The sequence below is a fragment of the Methylomonas montana genome, assembly GCF_030490285.1.
GTDB classification, from domain to species: Bacteria; Pseudomonadota; Gammaproteobacteria; order Methylococcales; family Methylomonadaceae; genus Methylomonas; species Methylomonas montana.
This window is the reverse complement of sequence record NZ_CP129884.1, coordinates 903,393-920,799: the sequence shown is the minus strand read 5'-3', so window position 1 is coordinate 920,799 and position 17,407 is coordinate 903,393. Positions and strand designations below refer to the sequence as shown.

General features: G+C 52.5%; 15 protein-coding genes and 1 tRNA gene. 5 read left to right on the top strand and 11 right to left on the bottom strand.

The features are described 5' to 3' along the window. Window positions 1–13: 13 nt before the first annotated feature. The 4 genes from QZJ86_RS04525 to QZJ86_RS04510 all read left to right on the top strand — a co-directional run bounded on the left by QZJ86_RS04525 (window position 14) and on the right by QZJ86_RS04510 (window position 5,922). Complete coding sequence (locus tag QZJ86_RS04525) at window positions 14–1,102, top strand: lipocalin family protein (protein WP_301936780.1); 1,089 nt, start codon at window positions 14–16, stop codon at window positions 1,100–1,102. Between the two features lie 356 nt (window positions 1,103–1,458). Beyond that, a complete protein-coding gene (locus QZJ86_RS04520; RefSeq protein ID WP_301936778.1) occupies window positions 1,459–1,977 on the top strand; it encodes a YfiR family protein in 519 nt (172 codons plus the stop codon). Window positions 1,978–1,981: 4 nt separating this feature from the next. Beyond that, window positions 1,982–5,014 (top strand): response regulator, encoded by a 3,033-nt coding sequence (locus QZJ86_RS04515; protein ID WP_301936777.1) that lies wholly within the window; start codon window positions 1,982–1,984, stop codon window positions 5,012–5,014. Continuing rightward, entirely contained in the window at window positions 5,011–5,922 is a 912-nt protein-coding gene (locus QZJ86_RS04510) for a diguanylate cyclase (protein WP_301936775.1), read from the top strand. Before QZJ86_RS04515 ends, QZJ86_RS04510 begins: the two co-directional genes overlap by 4 nt. Window positions 5,923–6,145: 223 nt before the next feature. Here QZJ86_RS04510 and QZJ86_RS04505 read toward each other — a convergent pair whose 3' ends face one another. From QZJ86_RS04505 to rlmE, 9 genes are all read right to left on the bottom strand, one after another. Beyond that, complete coding sequence (locus tag QZJ86_RS04505) at window positions 6,146–6,607, bottom strand: DUF4124 domain-containing protein (protein WP_301936773.1); 462 nt, start codon at window positions 6,605–6,607, stop codon at window positions 6,146–6,148. Window positions 6,608–6,657: 50 nt separating this feature from the next. Next, on the bottom strand, window positions 6,658–6,813 hold the full coding sequence (locus QZJ86_RS04500) for an integrase arm-type DNA-binding domain-containing protein (protein WP_301936772.1): 156 nt from the start codon (window positions 6,811–6,813) through the stop codon (window positions 6,658–6,660). Between the two features lie 306 nt (window positions 6,814–7,119). After that, the gene (locus QZJ86_RS04495) at window positions 7,120–7,755 is read right to left on the bottom strand and encodes a tyrosine-type recombinase/integrase (RefSeq protein ID WP_301936771.1); all 636 of its coding nucleotides are present in this window, start codon (window positions 7,753–7,755) and stop codon (window positions 7,120–7,122) included. 174 nt (window positions 7,756–7,929) lie between these two features. Continuing rightward, window positions 7,930–8,014, bottom strand: a tRNA-Leu gene (locus tag QZJ86_RS04490). Window positions 8,015–8,030: 16 nt separating this feature from the next. Next, window positions 8,031–8,435, bottom strand: a complete 405-nt coding sequence (gene secG, locus QZJ86_RS04485) for a preprotein translocase subunit SecG (RefSeq protein ID WP_301936770.1) — start codon at window positions 8,433–8,435, stop codon at window positions 8,031–8,033. A gap of 21 nt (window positions 8,436–8,456) precedes the next feature. Then, window positions 8,457–9,203: a triose-phosphate isomerase gene (gene tpiA / locus QZJ86_RS04480; RefSeq protein WP_301936769.1), complete on the bottom strand. Its 747-nt coding sequence runs from the start codon at window positions 9,201–9,203 to the stop codon at window positions 8,457–8,459. 54 nt (window positions 9,204–9,257) lie between these two features. Beyond that, window positions 9,258–10,598: a phosphoglucosamine mutase gene (glmM, locus tag QZJ86_RS04475; protein ID WP_301936767.1), complete on the bottom strand. Its 1,341-nt coding sequence runs from the start codon at window positions 10,596–10,598 to the stop codon at window positions 9,258–9,260. Between the two features lie 70 nt (window positions 10,599–10,668). Further along, window positions 10,669–12,585 (bottom strand): ATP-dependent zinc metalloprotease FtsH, encoded by a 1,917-nt coding sequence (gene ftsH, locus QZJ86_RS04470; protein WP_301936765.1) that lies wholly within the window; start codon window positions 12,583–12,585, stop codon window positions 10,669–10,671. 120 nt (window positions 12,586–12,705) lie between these two features. Further along, window positions 12,706–13,323, bottom strand: a complete 618-nt coding sequence (rlmE, locus tag QZJ86_RS04465; protein WP_301936763.1) for a 23S rRNA (uridine(2552)-2'-O)-methyltransferase RlmE — start codon at window positions 13,321–13,323, stop codon at window positions 12,706–12,708. Window positions 13,324–13,373: 50 nt separating this feature from the next. Here rlmE and yhbY point away from each other — a divergent pair, with 50 nt between their 5' ends. After that, entirely contained in the window at window positions 13,374–13,640 is a 267-nt protein-coding gene (gene yhbY / locus QZJ86_RS04460) for a ribosome assembly RNA-binding protein YhbY (RefSeq protein ID WP_301936762.1), read from the top strand. A gap of 41 nt (window positions 13,641–13,681) precedes the next feature. Here the strand turns inward: yhbY and greA are convergent, their stop codons facing one another. Both greA and carB read right to left on the bottom strand, forming a co-directional pair. Beyond that, on the bottom strand, window positions 13,682–14,158 hold the full coding sequence (greA, locus tag QZJ86_RS04455) for a transcription elongation factor GreA (protein WP_301936760.1): 477 nt from the start codon (window positions 14,156–14,158) through the stop codon (window positions 13,682–13,684). Window positions 14,159–14,191: 33 nt separating this feature from the next. After that, entirely contained in the window at window positions 14,192–17,407 is a 3,216-nt protein-coding gene (carB, locus tag QZJ86_RS04450) for a carbamoyl-phosphate synthase large subunit (protein WP_301936758.1), read from the bottom strand.

Here is a 17,407-nt window from a genome sequence, read left to right as displayed (position 1 = left end):
GAGAGTAACGACGATGAGTAAGCTTTGGAAAAAACTACCCTGGATATTGGCCGGGATTTTGATGGTCATCAGCTTGTTGGCGCCGCCATTTCTGCCCTGGGCGTTACTGATCGCGGTGGTGGTTTATTATCAGTTCATGCCCCGGCGCGGCTTGATCGGGCCTATCACCCTACCGGCCCATGACGCATTTTTACCGTCCCAAGAAGTGCAATGGTGGTATTGGACCGGGCACTTGCAAAGCGAAGACGGCCGCCGCTTTGGCTTTGAAGTGGTGTTTTTCGCGTTCGATAGCTTCCTGTTCATGCGCGATCAACTGGCGCAAGCCGCTGTGACCGATGTCGACGCCCAACGCTTTTCGTTCGATGAGTACGTCGAATTCAAGCTGCCCAATCGCGACAAAAACGGTTTCAACCTGAAATCCGGCTACGGGGACAAAATCACCGCCCTAGGCGGCGACGGCCACGACCGCTTGCATGCCCAGGTCGGCGACTACACCTTGGACATCGAGCTACAAGCCACCAAACCAGTCTCCTTACATTACGGCGGCGACCCTCACCCTTATCGTTTCGGCGGTTTTACCTATTACTACTCGCGCCCCAAAATGGAAACCAGCGGCACGCTGACCATCAACGGCGAAACCTTACGCGTTAGCGGCACTAGCTGGTTCGACCGCCAATACGGCGAACTGTTTCAGGCCATTACCCAAGGCTGGCAATGGTTTGCCATCGAACTGGACGACAACCGCCAGCTGATGCTGTTCGATTTTAAAGGCAGCGACTCCTCGGTGGAAAAATCGGGTTCACTCACCGATGCCGCCGGCGTTACCATCCAATTGAACGCCCAAGATTTTCAGGTGACCGTGCTGGAGGAATGGACCAGCCCGCATACCGGCTGCACCTACCCATCGGGCTGGGAAGTCGAAGTGCGCGGCGAAAAATTCACGGTACAACCGCTGGTGAAAGATCAGGAATTGCACGCCAAAGATGTCGTCTGGGTCGGTCCAGTCTATTGGGAAGGCGCATGCAGCGTCCAAGGTTCGGTGGCTGGCAAGGCTTACGTGGAACTCAACGGCTATTGCCCCTGCCCCAGGATCAACCTCTAAGGACAGGCAGAACGACTCGGTTCATCCCGATTTCATCGAACCTTGACTTTAATACAAACGTTGACAGAGAAAATAAGCTATTCAAATTTCCTGTCTGGTCCCGCATACTTCGACAATTTTCGGCCCAAACCGCTGATTGTCGAACATTCAGTTTTCAGCTCGCGAGCGATTACTCATCGGCCAAGTATCTTACCCGACACATGATGCATCACCGAAAGCGCCAAGGACACCCAACCGAGCAGGTAGACATACGCCTGCCTGCGTGGTTGCGCGCACTTTATGCACACGGCGGCGCCTACCTGCGGAAACTAATCACTTCGTGCGCAACCCCGCCTTGCCGGCCGGCTAGTCTTATCTTGTCGGGCCTGGCACTGTTGTTGTTAGGCCCTTGGCAAACGCTGGCAGCGGATGGGCTGTCGGAAGGCCAGATCAAAGCCGCCTATCTCTACAATTTCGCCAAATTCGTGGAATGGCCGGCCGAGGCACTGCCGGCCAATGCCAATATCGTACTGTGCGTGATCGGTAACAACGTGCTGGACGGCGCATTGCAGGCGCTGGACGGCCGCAAGGCCGGTGAGCGCGAATTACGGGTCGAGCAACGCAATTACACGGATACTAATCTGGCGGCCTGCCACTTATTGTTCATCGGCAACTCCGAGCAGCAACGCTTCGTGGTGACCCTCAAGGCCTTGCGCGATGCGCCGGTGTTAACGCTGTCGGATATCGGCGATTTTGCCGAGAAAGGCGGCGGCATCGCCCTGCTGTTTCGCGACAACAACGTCGTATTCGAGGTCAATTTGGAATCGACTCGTAACGCAAGACTGCATTTGCCCGGCCAACTACTGAACATCGCAACCTATGTTTACGGGAGATAGTTTGATGCGCGTTTTACCTGACTTCTCCGAATGGTCGTTACGCCGAAAGCTGGTGTCCATCATCATGTTGAGTTGCGCGGTCTGTCTATTCGTCAGCCTTTCGGTGATGCTGGCCAGTTCGGCTTTCGGCCGCTACCGGGAAGCGTTGCATGAATTGTCCAGCCTGGCAGACGTATTGGCACAAAACGGTCAGGCCGCATTGGTTTTTTCCGACCAATCCGAAGCCAGGCGGTTATTGGAATCGTTGAAAGAACATCCGGAAATTGCTTCCGCCTGGATGGTTTCCGCCGACGGCGCCACGCTATCGAATTGGAACCGTAGCATGGCTGCCAGCGTCCCACCCGCCGATTACCGGTTACCATACCGCCAATTACGCACCGATTTTTGGAGCCGGCGCGCCGAACTATTCACACCGGTCATCAAAAATACCGAGCTGGTCGGTTATGTTTTATTGCAAGCCGATTTCACCGCGCAATGGAACGATCATTTGGTCGACCTGGGCAAGGGCCTAGGCGCCGCCGGGGTAGCGCTGGTTTTAGTTTATCTGCTAGTCATCCGCTTGCAGCGCATCATTTCCCGGCCGATAGAGGAATTGGCTAAAGCCTCCCGAATCATCGCCCACGATAAAAATTACAGCCTGCGGGTGGTGCCACACGGCTCTGACGAGATCGGCGACCTGGTACAGGCCTTTAATGCCATGCTGAGCGAGATTCAATTGCGCGACGTCACGCTGACGGGCCATCGAGACCGGCTGGAAGCAGAGGTAGCGCAGCGCACCGTTGAATTATTGCAGGCTAAGGAGGAGGCTGAAGCAGCCTCCCGAGCCAAAGGCATGTTCCTCGCCAATATGAGCCATGAAATCCGCACGCCGATGAACGCGATCATCGGTTTATCCGATCTGGCGCTGAACAACGATCCTTCCCCCAAACTGCGCGATTATCTGCAAAAAATTCACACCTCATCGCTAGCATTATTGGCGATTACCAACGATATTCTCGATTACTCCAAAGTCGAATCCGGGCGCATGGAATTGATGGCGGAACGATTTAGCCTTGAGGAAGTACTGGAAAATGTCCTGAACCTATTCATCGTCAGAGCCGAAGAAAAAGGCTTGGAGCTTGTACTGGAACTCGACCCAACCGCGCCGCCGTATTTGATCGGCGATGCGTTACGCTTAGGACAGGTGCTGAATAACCTGGTCGGCAATGCCGTCAAATTTACCGAGGCTGGCGAAATTCATATCAAAGTGTCGCAACTCAGCAACACGCGCGACTACTCGACGCTGAAATTTTCGGTGCGCGATACGGGTATTGGTATGACCACGGAGCAGGTTACCCATTTGTTTCAAGCCTTTACTCAGGCCGACGGTTCCATTACCCGCCGTTTTGGCGGCACCGGCCTCGGCCTGACCATCAGCAAGCGACTGGTGGCAATGATGGGCGGCGAATTGATCGTGCAAAGCCAGGTCCACGAAGGCAGCGTATTTGGATTCACCCTACGCCTGCCTTTTCCAGTGGAACAAAAAGCCAATCAAATGCCCAGTCATCTGCAAAGCATGCGAGTGCTGATCGTCGACGACCTGGATATTTCCAGGCAAATACTGCGAGACATTTTGCTGGCTTGGGGTTTTCAGGTGGTGGAAGCGGCGAGCGGGGAAGACGCGCTAGCCTGTCTAAGAACCGCCAACGATGCCAACCTGGATTTCGAATTAGTGTTGCTCGACTGGAAAATGCCGGGCTTGGACGGCGTGCAGGTCACGCGCGCGATCAGGGAGATGGTACTCGGCGAGGAAATTCGCCATGCGCCGGTGGTGATCATGGTCACCGCCTTTAGTCGCGAAAAACTATTGCGCGCCGCCGGCGACGCTATGCCGGACGAGGTTTTGATCAAACCGGTGATGCCTTCGACGCTGATGGATGCATTAACGCGTTTGCAGGGTGGCAAGATTGACCAAACCGATGACTCGCGCCCCCAACTCGCGGCAATGGCGGCGCCGATACGCGGCGCACATATCCTGCTGGTAGAAGACAACGAGGTCAACCAGATCGTAGCCCGCGAATATCTGGAAAGTGCCGGCCTGTTTGTCACGGTGGCCAATAACGGTCGGGAAGGCGTGGAAGCGGTGCGGACGGCCAGTTTCGACGCGGTGCTGATGGATTTGCAAATGCCGGAGATGAGCGGCCTCGAAGCCTCCCGGCTGATTCGGCAGGATACTCGATTTGCCGATTTGCCGATCATCGCGATGACGGCGGCGGTACAGGAGCGGGAGCGCAATGATTGCTATGCAGCCGGTATGGACGAGCATGTCGGCAAACCCGTGTTGCCGCAAACCTTGCTGAGCGCACTGGTCCGCTGCATCAAGCCAATGACTCAATCGGCGCCGGCGGCGGCCATTGGAACACCCACCGAAAGCGCGGTGACCGGTTTGCCTTACCTGCTACCCGGTTTCGATATGGATTACATCCGGATCATAATGGGTACGAACGGCGAAAAACTGCATCATTTACTCGACCGTTTCCACGAGAAATTCGCCAGTTCGGCGGACGACTGGCACCATCTCCTGTGTAACGGAAAAACCGACCTGGCCATGGAGCGTCTACACAATCTCAAGGGGGCGGCCGGCGCAATCGGTGCTGTGGAGTTAAATCAGACTACCGCCCGTTTGGAAGAGCGACTGAACAACGGCGCACCAATCGACGATGATATAACCGCTTTCGAACACAGCCTCGCCTCGACGCTGCAAACTATCGCCAACTTCACGGCTTCGGTTACCGCTACGGAAAGTGGCGGCGAGGATTCCGACTGGCTCACAGCCACCGCGCTGACCGCGAAACTACGGTTACTGCTAAACGGCAGCGACTTCGTGCCTCACGAGCTAATGGCATTATTGAAAAATGCCTTGCCTGGCCACGATACCCAGAGACTTCTACTACAAATAGAAAAGCAGGTCGGCAATATCGATTATAGCCAGGCGCTGGAAACACTCGCCGAGCTGGAATCTCTCATAACGCCGCATTTAGCGAGAGAATCGCGATGACTATCGAAATTTCCAAACCGTTGATCTTGATTGTCGACGATACCCCCACCAACATCCAGGTATTGGCGGAGAATTTGATTTACGATTATCGAGTCAAAGTGGCGGTCAGCGGCGAGACCGCGTTGGAGACGATTGCCCTGCAGGGCGCGCCTGATGTGATCCTGCTGGATGTGACGATGCCGGACATGGACGGCTACGAGGTTTGCCGTCGCCTGAAAGAGGATCCGCAAACCAGCACTATTCCGGTGATTTTCGTCTCGGCATTGAATGGAGGCGAAGACGAAGAGCGCGGTCTTAATCTCGGCGCACTGGATTACATCACCAAACCATTCTACCTACCGGTCGTAAAGGCCAGGATACGCAATCACATTCGTTTGAAGCAGATGACCGATATGCTGGAAGCGATGGCCTGGATAGACGGCCTGACCGGCGTTCCCAACCGGCGGCGTTTCGATCAAGCCCTGGAAAGCGAATGGAAACGCGCGCGACGCAATCATTTGCCGCTAGCAATGATTCTAGTGGATGTCGATTACTTCAAAGCTTATAACGATTGTCACGGCCATGGCGCCGGCGACATTTGCCTGAAACAGGTTGCCACGCTGCTGGCCGCCATGGTGAGCCGGTCCGGCGACTTGGTGGCCCGTTACGGCGGCGAGGAATTCGTGATGCTGATGCCGGAAACCGACGCCGAAGGTGCCCGGCGTATCGCCGAACAGTTATGCCTAAACATCGAGTCCCAACAAATTCCTCATGCCGGCTCCGAAGTTTCATGCCAGGTCACGATCAGCGCCGGTTATGCGGCGGCGATTCCGGAAGCGGAACAAGCTTCATCGGCGTTGCTGGATGAGGCCGATCGTATGTTATATCTGGCGAAAAATGCCGGCCGCAATTGCGCTCGCGGCCAGTAGAATTATGCGATGGCAGTATCTTTGGATACACATGGCTTAAGTATTTCCAAACAGCTTCTTGGGTAGACGCCGGTAACAGCATTTGCCTATTGGATTATTGTACTGCTTTTTTGAATAGTATCATTCCAGTCCTGGACTTGAGGTTGATCCAGGAATTAACGCGGCCCTCCCTGCAGACAAAAGGCAATCCGCTATCGTTACCGGAAAATAGGATAAAACTGGCCTATTGCCGCTGTTCCCTGGCCATGCGCTCGTAATCGTCCGCGAGATTGTTGCGCCAGGCTTGCCCATAAGACCCACCAGTAATATTGCCGCGCAAGGCATCATGTCTCAGTTCCTCAGCACGTTTCTGGAACTGGTCCGCATAGTTTCGCCTTATTTGCTGACGCATTTCAGCGCGGTTTTGAGCGGCGATCATCCGCAGCTGCGCGCGCGCCGCAATTTCGTTACGCATGTCGATTTCGTTGGCCATGTCGTGCAGTTCGGCCCGGTTTTGCCTAGTTTGTTGTGCATCGATTTGGCGCTGGAAAGCGGCACTGGACGAAGACTTTTGAATGTCCACCGCCTGGCCCTTGGCACACGGCGACTGCTGGTAGACGGTTTTACCATCGATGTCGCATTTATAGACGCCGGCACTCGCAATGGCCGGAATAGTGAGCATGATAATCAGCAGTGGTTTCAGCATATTACCTCCTGATTGACGGTTGCTGGCATTTTAGCAGGCAAACACAAACGCTAGAAAAACCTTTGATAATGGTAGACGAAGCGCCATAACTTACCGCCAGTTGCTCCCACGAAAAGAAACAGGCCGCCGCCGTCGTTGATCGAGTAATCCTTGTCTTTTGGCTTGGCTGCCCTGTAAACCGTGTCTTTATTGAGATTAACCGCCATTTTGTTACCTCGATTGTTACCTTTTTCGGAGCATTATAGGAATGGACACACTAAAGGACACAATTTCGATTGCATGGCCCTGCATTTCGCCGCACTTCTCTGCACAATAAAAAACCCGCTAAGCCAGATAACTTGCGGGTTTTTGCACTTCTTTGCACTTCCGTGCATCTTCAAATGGTACGACGGGCGGAACCGAATTAAATTCAAGCCATTGTTTATTAAACGATTTTTTACATTTATTTCAAAAATGACACACTCGATGACACAAATACTAATATTGCCAGGTATCGTCGCAATAAGATAAAGCTATATCTGTTTAGCGACGGGTTGCGCCGGATCATATTCGGTGTAGTTGTGCACGATGGCGTAGGCAAATATTGAGCTGATTTCGGCATGTAGGCGGTGAGCGGTTTCAAGCTTGTTTATCTGGATCAGCGGTTTTAGTGTCGCCAGTACGTCCGATGATTTGATTTCTTTGATTGGCTTGTCGCCAAGAACCGGAAACGCTAGGCGCTCAATACGGCTGGTTTTCTTGGTGTGGGTGGTTTGGCTGGTTAGGTGGGCGATAGAGTCAAGCCATTTATGAGTGACATCGGCAAAACTGTCTAGTATCGGCAAACCACCTTTAACCCGCTCTTGATTCTGCTTTCCAAGCTGTTTGGCCTTCTTGATTTCGTCTCTGATAACTGAGGGATCAATACGGCTGGCTATTTGAGCGCGGGCTTCTTCAGATTTGCGCCTGGCGGCTTCCAGCGCTGTGTCTGGATAAATTCCCAGTGAAAGCCTTTTCCGCTTGCCTTCAAAGGTAAAGATGAAATGCCAAAGCTTTGTGCCGTTGGATTTGACTAAGAGATACAGACCTCCACCGTCATTGATGAAGTAGTCTTTATCTTTATGTTTGGCAGACCTGTAAACCACGTCTTTATTGAGTTTCTCAGCCATAGTGTGTCATCGAGTGTGTCATTCAAACTGTTTTTTTTCAGAATGATACACTCGATGACACACTTTTGCTTGCATGCCCCTGCATTTCATTGCACTTATCTGCACAATAAAAAACCCGCTAAGCCAGAGAACTTGCGGGTTTTGCACTTCTTTGCACTTCCGTGCATCTTCAAATGGTACCGACGGGCGGACTTGAACCGCCACGACTTGCGTCACCACCCCCTCAAGATGGCGTGTCTACCAATTTCACCACGTCGGCTTTATTTGTTGCTTGCTTATTTCGCAGCAGCTGGTTTTTCAACTTCTTTTATAACCGGCGCTTCGGGTAACTTAGCGTCCAGAACAGGCACACTGCCGTCACTAGGTCCGCCTTGAGACAGCGGCACATCGGATTTAACTGCTTCCGCGGCAGGCACTGCATCCAGTATGACGTCTGTTTTTTTACCTTGATAACCGCTTAATACGGCCAAACCTAAACTGGTCGTAAAAAACAGGGTGGCAAAAATAGCCGTGGTTCTGGACAAAAACGAGGCTGAGCCTTGGGCACCAAAGACTGAACCGGAGGCACCGCCACCGAAAGTCGCGCCTGCGTCAGCACCCTTGCCTTGCTGCATCAGGACCAAGCCTACGATGCCTATACCCAGGAAGATGTGAATAATTATTATAATTTGGTACAACATAAAGACCTTAATCGGATGAAACTAAACCGAGTGGCAAATTTGCAGGAAGCCTTTCGCATCCAGGGATGCGCCGCCCACCAAACCACCATCAATGTCGGGCATCGCAAACAAGCCTTTTGCGTTATCTGGCTTGACGCTTCCGCCGTATAAAATTTGTACTTTTTCCGCAATGACCGGATTTCTATCGGCAATCCGTTGACGGATGTACTTGTGCACTTCCTGCGCTTGTTCATCGGTTGCCACTTTGCCGGTGCCGATAGCCCACACCGGTTCATACGCGATAACGGCAGATTCAAACGCTTCAATACCCGCCGCAGCAATTACAGCATCAAGCTGTTCATCGACCACTTGGAACGTTCTGTCTTGTTCGCGCTCGTCCAGGGTTTCACCGACACATAACACCGGAATCACATTTAGCTTTTGAGCCTGAACAAACCGCTTGGCAACGGATTCATTGGTATCGCCATAATAACTACGACGCTCGGAGTGACCAACCAGCGCGTACTTGCAACCGCAATCGCTCAGCATTGCCGCCGAAACTTCGCCTGTGTATGCACCAGATGCTTGATCGGCGACATTTTGCGCGCCCAATGCAATAGGCGAATTAGCCAGTACATTGCGAATATCTGATAAATAGACGAATGGAACACAGACCGCCACTTCCTGCTGAACGCTGCCAAGACCTTCAGCCAAAGCTTGAGCAAGTTTTTGCCCATCTTCCCGAGAGCCGTTCATTTTCCAATTACCCATAATCAAAGACTGACGCATTACACCCTCCGAGCTAAATAAGACCGCATATCATATCGACTTAGGTCTTTTAGTTCAAGCCGGAATCGCTTTCCTGACATCGGCGGCCAGTTGATTGGCAAATCGAGTCACATCATCATCGTCAACGCCTTCCACCATCACTCTGATCAGCGGTTCGGTGCCGGAGGATCTCAACAACACCCGCCCCTTATCGCCCAATTTTTTCTCGACGGCTTCAACGGCTTTTTTGATGCTATCGATCTCTTCGATTTTGACTTTTTTATCGGTTTTAACGTTGACCAGCACTTGTGGATATTTGCTCATGCCCGATTTAAGTTCGTTCAGACTTTTGCCGGTGCGCTGCATTTCCGCGAGCACTTGCAAGGCGGAAACGATACCGTCGCCGGTAGTGGTTTTATCCAAACAGATAATATGGCCGGAACCTTCTCCGCCTAGCATGCCTTTGTGTTCTGTCAGCATTTCCATCACATAGCGGTCACCGACTTTAGCGCGCAACAATTCCACACCGACCGCTTTCAACGCATGTTCCATGCCTAGATTCGACATCAAAGTGCCTACCACGGGACCGAATAGCTTGCCCTCGTCCAGGCGAGACTTGGCGATGATGTAAATCAACTCGTCGCCATCGACGATCTCGCCCTTATGATCAACCATAATAATTCTGTCGCCGTCGCCATCCAGCGCAATCCCCAGATCGGCACGAAACTCCAGCACCTTGGCCGCCAGATTTTCCGGCTTGGTAGCACCGCATTCGTCGTTGATATTCAAACCGTCCGGATCGGCGCCAATGGTGACTACTTCGGCACCAACCTCGCTGAACACATGCGGAGCAATGTGGTAGGTCGCACCGTTAGCGCAATCGATGACAATCCGCATGCCTTTAAAGTCTAGTTGCGGCGGCACGGTCGCCTTGCAAAACTCAATATATCGACCAGCCGCATCGCTAACGCGTTTTGCTTTACCCAATTTCGCCGACTCGACGGTCGTCATTGGCGCATCCAGATACTGTTCGATCTGATGCTCGACTTCGTCGGGCAATTTGGCACCATCCACCGAAAAAAACTTGATGCCGTTATCGTAGTACGGGTTATGCGACGCACTGATCACGATGCCAGCCCTGGCCCTTAAGGTTCTAGTCAAATACGCAATACCCGGCGTAGGCATGGGACCCAACAACCGGGTATCGACGCCCGCCGCCGATAAACCAGCCTCCAATGCAGATTCGAACATATAGCCCGAGATACGGGTATCCTTGCCCACTAACACAAATCCGCTACCTTCTTTCGCAAATACCCTGCCAGTCGCCCAGCCCAGCTTCAGCATAAAGTCGGCAGTGATCGGATATTCCCCGACTTTGCCGCGAATGCCGTCGGTGCCAAAATATTTTTTTGCCATTCTCAATTTCCCTTAAGTCAAACCAAAAAAAAGAGAGGCCGCAGCCTCTCTCGATTTTGCCGTCACGGCATCAGCCTTGCTCGGCCGCGCCTCCGATTGACGGATCTGTGTTCTTTTGATCCCAATGATCGTGCTTAATGCCGTCGCTGGAAGATGGCGTGTCGTCCCAGCCTTTTGGCTCTCTAACCGGCTTCCTATCCATCAAATCATCGATCTGATATTTGTCGATGGTTTCAAACTTCATTAAAGCACCAGCCATCGCATGCAGAATATCTTCATTTTCCTTGAGAATTTTTTCCGCTCTTTCGTAATTTCTATCGATAATCGAACGAATTTCTTCATCGATAGTATGCGAAGTTTCTTCCGCCACCGATTTATGCTGAGTAACCGAACGACCCAAGAAAATCTCGCCTTCTTCTTCGCTGTATGCTAATGGTCCAAGACGCTGAGACAAGCCCCATTTGGTGACCATGTTTCTGGCCAATTCAGTTGCGCGTTCGATGTCGTTAGAAGCACCGGTGGAAACCTGTTCCCAGCCGAATATCAATTCTTCGGCAATCCGGCCGCCATAAAGACTGGAAATCATGCTATCCAATTTACATTTGCTGGCGCTGTATTGATCGCGTTCCGGCAAGAACATCGTCACACCCAAGGCGCGTCCGCGCGGCATGATGCTGACTTTATAAACCGGATCGTGCTCGGGCACCAAACGGCCCACAATCGCATGACCGGCTTCGTGATAGGCGGTCATTTTCTTTTCTTTTTCGTCCATCACCATGGAGCGTCTTTCCGCGCCCATGATCAGTTTGTCCTTGGCTTTTTCCAAATCGACCATGCTGACCAAACGCTTGTTGAAACGCGCAGCAAACAGGGCTGCTTCATTGACCAGATTGGCTAAATCGGCCCCTGAAAATCCTGGGGTACCTTGAGCGATGTATTTGATTTTGACATCGTCTGCTGCCGGCACTTTTTTCAAATGCACATTGAGGATCTGCTCTCGACCTCTGACATCAGGCAGACCAACCACCACTTGCCTGTCGAAACGTCCCGGACGTAGCAAAGCTTTATCCAGCACGTCGGAACGGTTGGTTGCAGCGATGACGATGATGCCTTCGTGCCCCTCAAAACCGTCCATTTCCACCAACAATTGGTTTAAAGTCTGTTCGCGCTCATCGTTACCACCGCCCAAGCCGGCACCCCGCGAACGGCCCACGGCATCGATCTCGTCGATGAAGATGATGCAGGGGGCATGTTTTTTAGCTTGTTCGAACATGTCTCGCACCCTGGAGGCACCGACACCGACGAACATTTCCACAAAATCCGAACCGGAAATCGTAAAGAACGGCACTTTTGCTTCGCCGGCGATCGCTCTAGCCAACAAGGTTTTACCGGTACCCGGAGGACCGACCATCAATGCGCCGCGCGGCACTTTGCCGCCCAACTTTTGATATTTAGCCGGATCTTTCAGGAAATCGACCATTTCCTCGACTTCTTCCTTGGCTTCATCACAACCGGCGACATCGGCAAAAGTAACCTTGTTTTGATCCTGATCCAACATCCGAGCCTTGCTTTTGCCGAAGCCCATCGCACCACCACGACCGCCGACACCGCCGCCTTGCATTTGCCGCATGAAGAATACCCAAACGGCGATCAGCAATAAAATCGGCCCGAAGGACACGAATATTTGCATCAGCATCGACGGTTCTTCGGGAGGCTGAACCGAGATTTCAACGCCGTTGGCCAACAAATCGTCGATTAGATGCGGATCGTTAGGCATATAAGTCTTAAACTTATCGCCAGACACCATTTTGCCTTTGACAGTATTATCGGAGATCGCCACCTGCTGAACTTGCCCAGCCTTGACGGCATCGATCAATTGCGAATACGACAAAGTAGCGTCACTGCGAATGGCCCGCGACCCAAAACTGTTGAACACCGCCATCAAGACTACGGCGATGACCACCCACAAAACTAAATTTTTAATCATATCGCTCAAGTTACGCGCTCCGGCCTGGAATGGCCCCAATATTTAAAAACCGAGTAATTGTATCAGGACTACTCGCATCCCACCGCCCATCATGCCTCATGGACGGTGACTTTCGCACATTTATTTAAAGCCTTTTGCCAAAATATAAACTTCGTTACTTCTGGACCGGGAAGCCTTAGGTTTTCTGATCACGACACTACTAAACTGCTGACGCACTTGATTATAGTACTCATCGAAACCGGCGCCCTGGAACATTTTTATTAAAAAAGTCCCACCCTTCACCAAAATTTGCTGCGCAGCATCCAAAGCCAACTCGCCAAGATATATCGCCCGCGGCTGATCGACTTCCCGGCTACCACTCATATTGGGGGCCATGTCCGACAATAACAAGTGCACCGGCTCGCCATCAAGCACTTTATACAATTGTTCCAGTACTTCGTCTTCCCTGAAATCGCCTTGGATGAAATCCACGCCATCAATCGGATCGATCGCCAACAAATCCAGCGCAATCACCTTGCTTTTTTTCCCGACGATTTTGCTGACATACTCTGACCAGCCCCCCGGCGCCGCACCTAGATCGACTATATTAATACCAGGTTTAATGATTTTGTCTTTTTCTTGAATTTCTATCAGTTTAAACACCGCGCGCGAGCGATAGCCCAAGGCCTGTGCTTTCTTGACATACTCGTCCTGAAAATGTTCCTGCATCCACTGTTGGCTACTTTTGCTGCGTGCCATATTGCCTATTCGTGTAAAATTGCTGGGTTTTTAAAGTTTAAGGAAACAGAGTGAATCCTATTGAAAAGAAAAAGCTGAAAGCCCAAGCCCACCCGCTAAATCCGGTGGTGATTATCGGCCAAGCAGGCTTAACCGAAGCGGTTATGAAGGAAATTAATCTGGCGCTGGACGCCCACGAACTGATCAAAGTCAAAATCCGCGCCGAAAGAGACGAGCGCGCCGCTATTAGAGAACAAATCTGCGCGGAAACCAAGGCCGAATTAGTTCAGTCCATCGGCCAAGTCGCGGTAATCTATCGACTGAATCCTAAAAAATAGACTGCTTTGGGAGGTGGCTCCACCTCCCGATAAACGACAGACTAGATGTACTGAACCGAGATTATCTCGTACTCAATATTTCCGCCAGGCGCTTTTACCGTCACCACATCTTCAACTTCCTTGCCGATCAACGCCCTGGCAATCGGCGATCCGACCGAAATACGGCCTTCCTTGATATTAGCTTCATCCTCGCCGACGATCTGGTAGGTCACTACCTTTCCCGATTCGATATCTTCGATTTCTACCGTCGCACCGAACACCACTTTGCCGTTGGCTTCGGTCTTAGTCACGTCGATGATATTGGCATTGGACAGCTTACCTTCGATCTCGGCAATACGGCCCTCGGCAAAACTTTGCTGTTCGCGCGCAGCATGATACTCGGCATTTTCCTTCAAGTCGCCATGTGCCCGCGCTTCTGCAATGGCTTGAATAATGCGCGGACGTACCACCGTTTTCAGCTCTTCCAGTTCGGCGCGCAATTTATTGGCACCTACCACTGTCAGTGGAAATTTCTGCATTTACTGCTCCCCTTTTGAATTCAAGTTCATCCGTTAAAATGTTTTATGTAAATCCTGCAAGCAATTGACATCGCCCGCGTCCAGTTCGCCCAAGGCATAACACGCCGCACGCGCACCCGCCATCGTCGTGTAATAGGTTACTTTGCGCTGCAAGGCTTCCCGACGCATGGTAAACGAATCGGCCACCGCTTTAACACCTTCGGTGGTATTGACGATCAATTGCACCTCGCCGTTTTTAATCATATCCACCGTATTCGGCCTGCCTTCGTTGACTTTGAAGATTTCCTGACAAGGAATGCCGGCTTCTTTCAAGACCCTGGCCGTACCGCGCGTCGCGACGATTTCATAATTCTTGGCTATCAGCATTTTCGCCAAATCCGGTAACTTAGGCTTGTCCGCATCGCGAATACTGATCAACACCTTACCGCTATGGCTCAAGTCCACACCGGACGCACGTTGCGACTTGGCGAACGCCTCGCCGAAAGTCTTACCAACCCCCATTACCTCGCCGGTGGATTTCATTTCCGGTCCCAACAAGGGATCGACGCCGGGGAATTTGATGAACGGAAATACCGCTTCCTTGACCGAGAAATATTCGGGGATGCGCTCTTCGGTAATGCCCTGCTCTTTCAAGGATTTGCCGACCATCACTCGCGCGGCGATTTTAGCCAGAGGATACCCGGTCGCCTTGGACACGAACGGCGCGGTCCGCGAAGCGCGCGGATTGACTTCCAACACGTAAATGGTCTCGCCCTGAATCGCAAACTGGGTATTCATCAAACCGCACACACCCAAGGCTTCGGCCATTTTAGCAACTTGCTGGCGTAACTGATCCTGAAGCGCTATCGGCAAATCATAAGGCGGCAGCGAACACGCCGAGTCGCCGGAATGCACGCCGGCCTGCTCGATATGCTCCATCAAGCCGCCGATCAGCACGGTTTCGCCGTCGTAAATCGCGTCAACATCCATTTCCACCGCATCGTCCAGGAACCTATCCAGCAACACCGGCGAATCGTTGGAAACGCTGACAGCCTCCTTCATGTAGCGGCGCAGGCCTTCCTCGTTGAAAACGATTTCCATCGCCCGACCGCCCAACACATAGGACGGACGCACCACCAGAGGATAACCGATTTCCTTAGCCGAGCTGACGGCCTGCTCAACCGAACGCGCAGTAGCATTGGGCGGCTGCAGCAGATTCAGGCGTTCCAACAATTTTTGGAAGCGTTCGCGGTCTTCGGCCAAATCAATCGAATCCGGCGAGGTACCGATAATCGGCGCACCGGCGGCTTCCAAAGCGCGTGCCAGTTTCAGCGGCGTTTGGCCACCGTACTGCACGATCACGCCCTTGGGTTTTTCCAGCTCGATGATTTCCAACACGTCTTCCAGCGTCAGCGGCTCGAAATACAAACGATCCGAGGTATCAAAGTCGGTCGATACGGTCTCCGGGTTACAGTTGACCATGATGGTTTCGTAACCGTCTTCGCGCAAGGCCAGCGCGGCATGTACGCAGCAATAGTCAAACTCGATGCCTTGGCCGATCCGATTCGGACCGCCGCCGAGAATGATGATTTTTTCTTTATCGCTGGGCTTAGCCTCACATTCCTGTTCGTAAGTCGAATACAGGTAAGCGGTATCGGAGGCAAACTCGGCCGCGCAAGAATCGATGCGTTTATAAACCGGCCGTAGGCCTTTTTTATGCCGCACATTACGCACTTCCGATTCCTTAGTTTCCAGCAACTTCGCCAAGCGCCGGTCGGAAAAACCCTTACGCTTCAGACGCAACAACTCGCCTGGCTCCAATGTCGCCAGAGTTTTGGTGGCTAAAGTTTTTTCGGTGACGATCAAATCCTCGACCTGCGCCAAGAACCAGGGATCGATTTTCGACGCCTGATGAATTTCTTCAAAACTCAAGCCGCTACGGAATGCATCAGCCAGATACCATAACCGTTCAGGACCGGGATAACGCAGTTCCCTGAGAATAATGTCCTCGCTGTTGGCATCGCTCAAATCGGCGATTTCATCGAGACCATCGACGCCTACCTCAAGCCCCCGTAAAGCTTTTTGCAAGGATTCCTGGAAGGTGCGGCCGATTGCCATTACCTCGCCAACCGATTTCATCTGCGTGGTCAGCCGGTCGTTGGCTTGCGGGAATTTTTCGAAAGCAAAACGCGGCACCTTGGTGACCACGTAATCGATGGTCGGCTCGAACGAAGCCGGTGTGGTGCCGCCGGTGATCTCATTGCGCAATTCGTCCAGCGTAAAACCCACCGCCAGCTTGGCGGCAACTTTGGCGATCGGGAAACCGGTGGCTTTAGAAGCCAGCGCCGACGAACGTGACACCCTGGGATTCATTTCGATGACGATCAGGCGGCCGTCGTCCGGATTGATCGCAAACTGTACGTTGGAGCCGCCAGTATCGACGCCGATTTCCCGCAATACTGCCAGTGAAGCGTTACGCAGGATTTGGTATTCCTTATCGGTCAGAGTTTGCGCCGGCGCGACGGTAATCGAGTCTCCGGTATGTACGCCCATCGGATCGAAGTTTTCGATCGAACAGATGATGATGCAGTTGTCTTTCGAATCGCGCACCACTTCCATCTCGAACTCTTTCCAGCCCAGTACCGATTCTTCGATCAGCAACTCGTTGGTCGGCGACAGATACAGGCCGCGCTCGCAGATCTCGATGAACTCTTCGCGGTTATAAGCGATGCCGCCGCCGCTGCCGCCCATCGTGAAGGAAGGCCGGATGATGGTCGGATAGCCGACTTGTTCCTGCGCGGCAAAGGCTTCTTCCATACTGTGCGCGACTTGCGAGCGCGCCACGTCCAGGCCAATCTTTCGCATCGCCTGGTTGAACAGGTCGCGATCTTCGGCTTTGTTGATGGCGTCTTTGCTGGCGCCTATCATTTCGACGCCGTATTTCTCAAGTACGCCGTGCTTGTCCAGCGCCAGAGCGCAGTTCAGCGCGGTCTGGCCGCCCATGGTCGGCAGGATCGCGTCGGGGCGTTCTTTTTCGATGATTTTTTCGACGGTTTGCCAGTCGATAGGCTCGATGTAAATCGCATCGGCCATATCCGGGTCGGTCATGATGGTAGCCGGATTGGAGTTGACCAGAATCACCCGGTAACCCTCTTCGCGTAAGGCTTTGCAAGCCTGGGTGCCGGAATAGTCAAATTCGCAGGCCTGACCGATCACGATCGGTCCGGCACCCAGTAATAAAATCGATTTTATGTCGGTTCTTTTTGGCAT

What these genes read in the sequence shown, in the direction of transcription:
- carB (WP_301936758.1), bottom strand. Translation starts at nt 17,407, where the DNA reads ATGCCAAAAAGAACCGACATAAAATCGATTTTATTACTGGGTGCCGGA.
- QZJ86_RS04495 (WP_301936771.1), bottom strand. Translation starts at nt 7,755, where the DNA reads ATGGCTGAGAAACTCAATAAAGACGTGGTTTACAGGTCTGCCAAACAT.
- ftsH (WP_301936765.1), bottom strand. Translation starts at nt 12,585, where the DNA reads ATGATTAAAAATTTAGTTTTGTGGGTGGTCATCGCCGTAGTCTTGATG.
- glmM (WP_301936767.1), bottom strand. Translation starts at nt 10,598, where the DNA reads ATGGCAAAAAAATATTTTGGCACCGACGGCATTCGCGGCAAAGTCGGG.
- secG (WP_301936770.1), bottom strand. Translation starts at nt 8,435, where the DNA reads ATGTTGTACCAAATTATAATAATTATTCACATCTTCCTGGGTATAGGC.
- QZJ86_RS04510 (WP_301936775.1), top strand. Translation starts at nt 5,011, where the DNA reads ATGACTATCGAAATTTCCAAACCGTTGATCTTGATTGTCGACGATACC.
- tpiA (WP_301936769.1), bottom strand. Translation starts at nt 9,203, where the DNA reads ATGCGTCAGTCTTTGATTATGGGTAATTGGAAAATGAACGGCTCTCGG.
- rlmE (WP_301936763.1), bottom strand. Translation starts at nt 13,323, where the DNA reads ATGGCACGCAGCAAAAGTAGCCAACAGTGGATGCAGGAACATTTTCAG.
- QZJ86_RS04500 (WP_301936772.1), bottom strand. Translation starts at nt 6,813, where the DNA reads ATGGCGGTTAATCTCAATAAAGACACGGTTTACAGGGCAGCCAAGCCA.
- QZJ86_RS04525 (WP_301936780.1), top strand. Translation starts at nt 14, where the DNA reads ATGAGTAAGCTTTGGAAAAAACTACCCTGGATATTGGCCGGGATTTTG.
- greA (WP_301936760.1), bottom strand. Translation starts at nt 14,158, where the DNA reads ATGCAGAAATTTCCACTGACAGTGGTAGGTGCCAATAAATTGCGCGCC.
- QZJ86_RS04515 (WP_301936777.1), top strand. Translation starts at nt 1,982, where the DNA reads ATGCGCGTTTTACCTGACTTCTCCGAATGGTCGTTACGCCGAAAGCTG.
- QZJ86_RS04505 (WP_301936773.1), bottom strand. Translation starts at nt 6,607, where the DNA reads ATGCTGAAACCACTGCTGATTATCATGCTCACTATTCCGGCCATTGCG.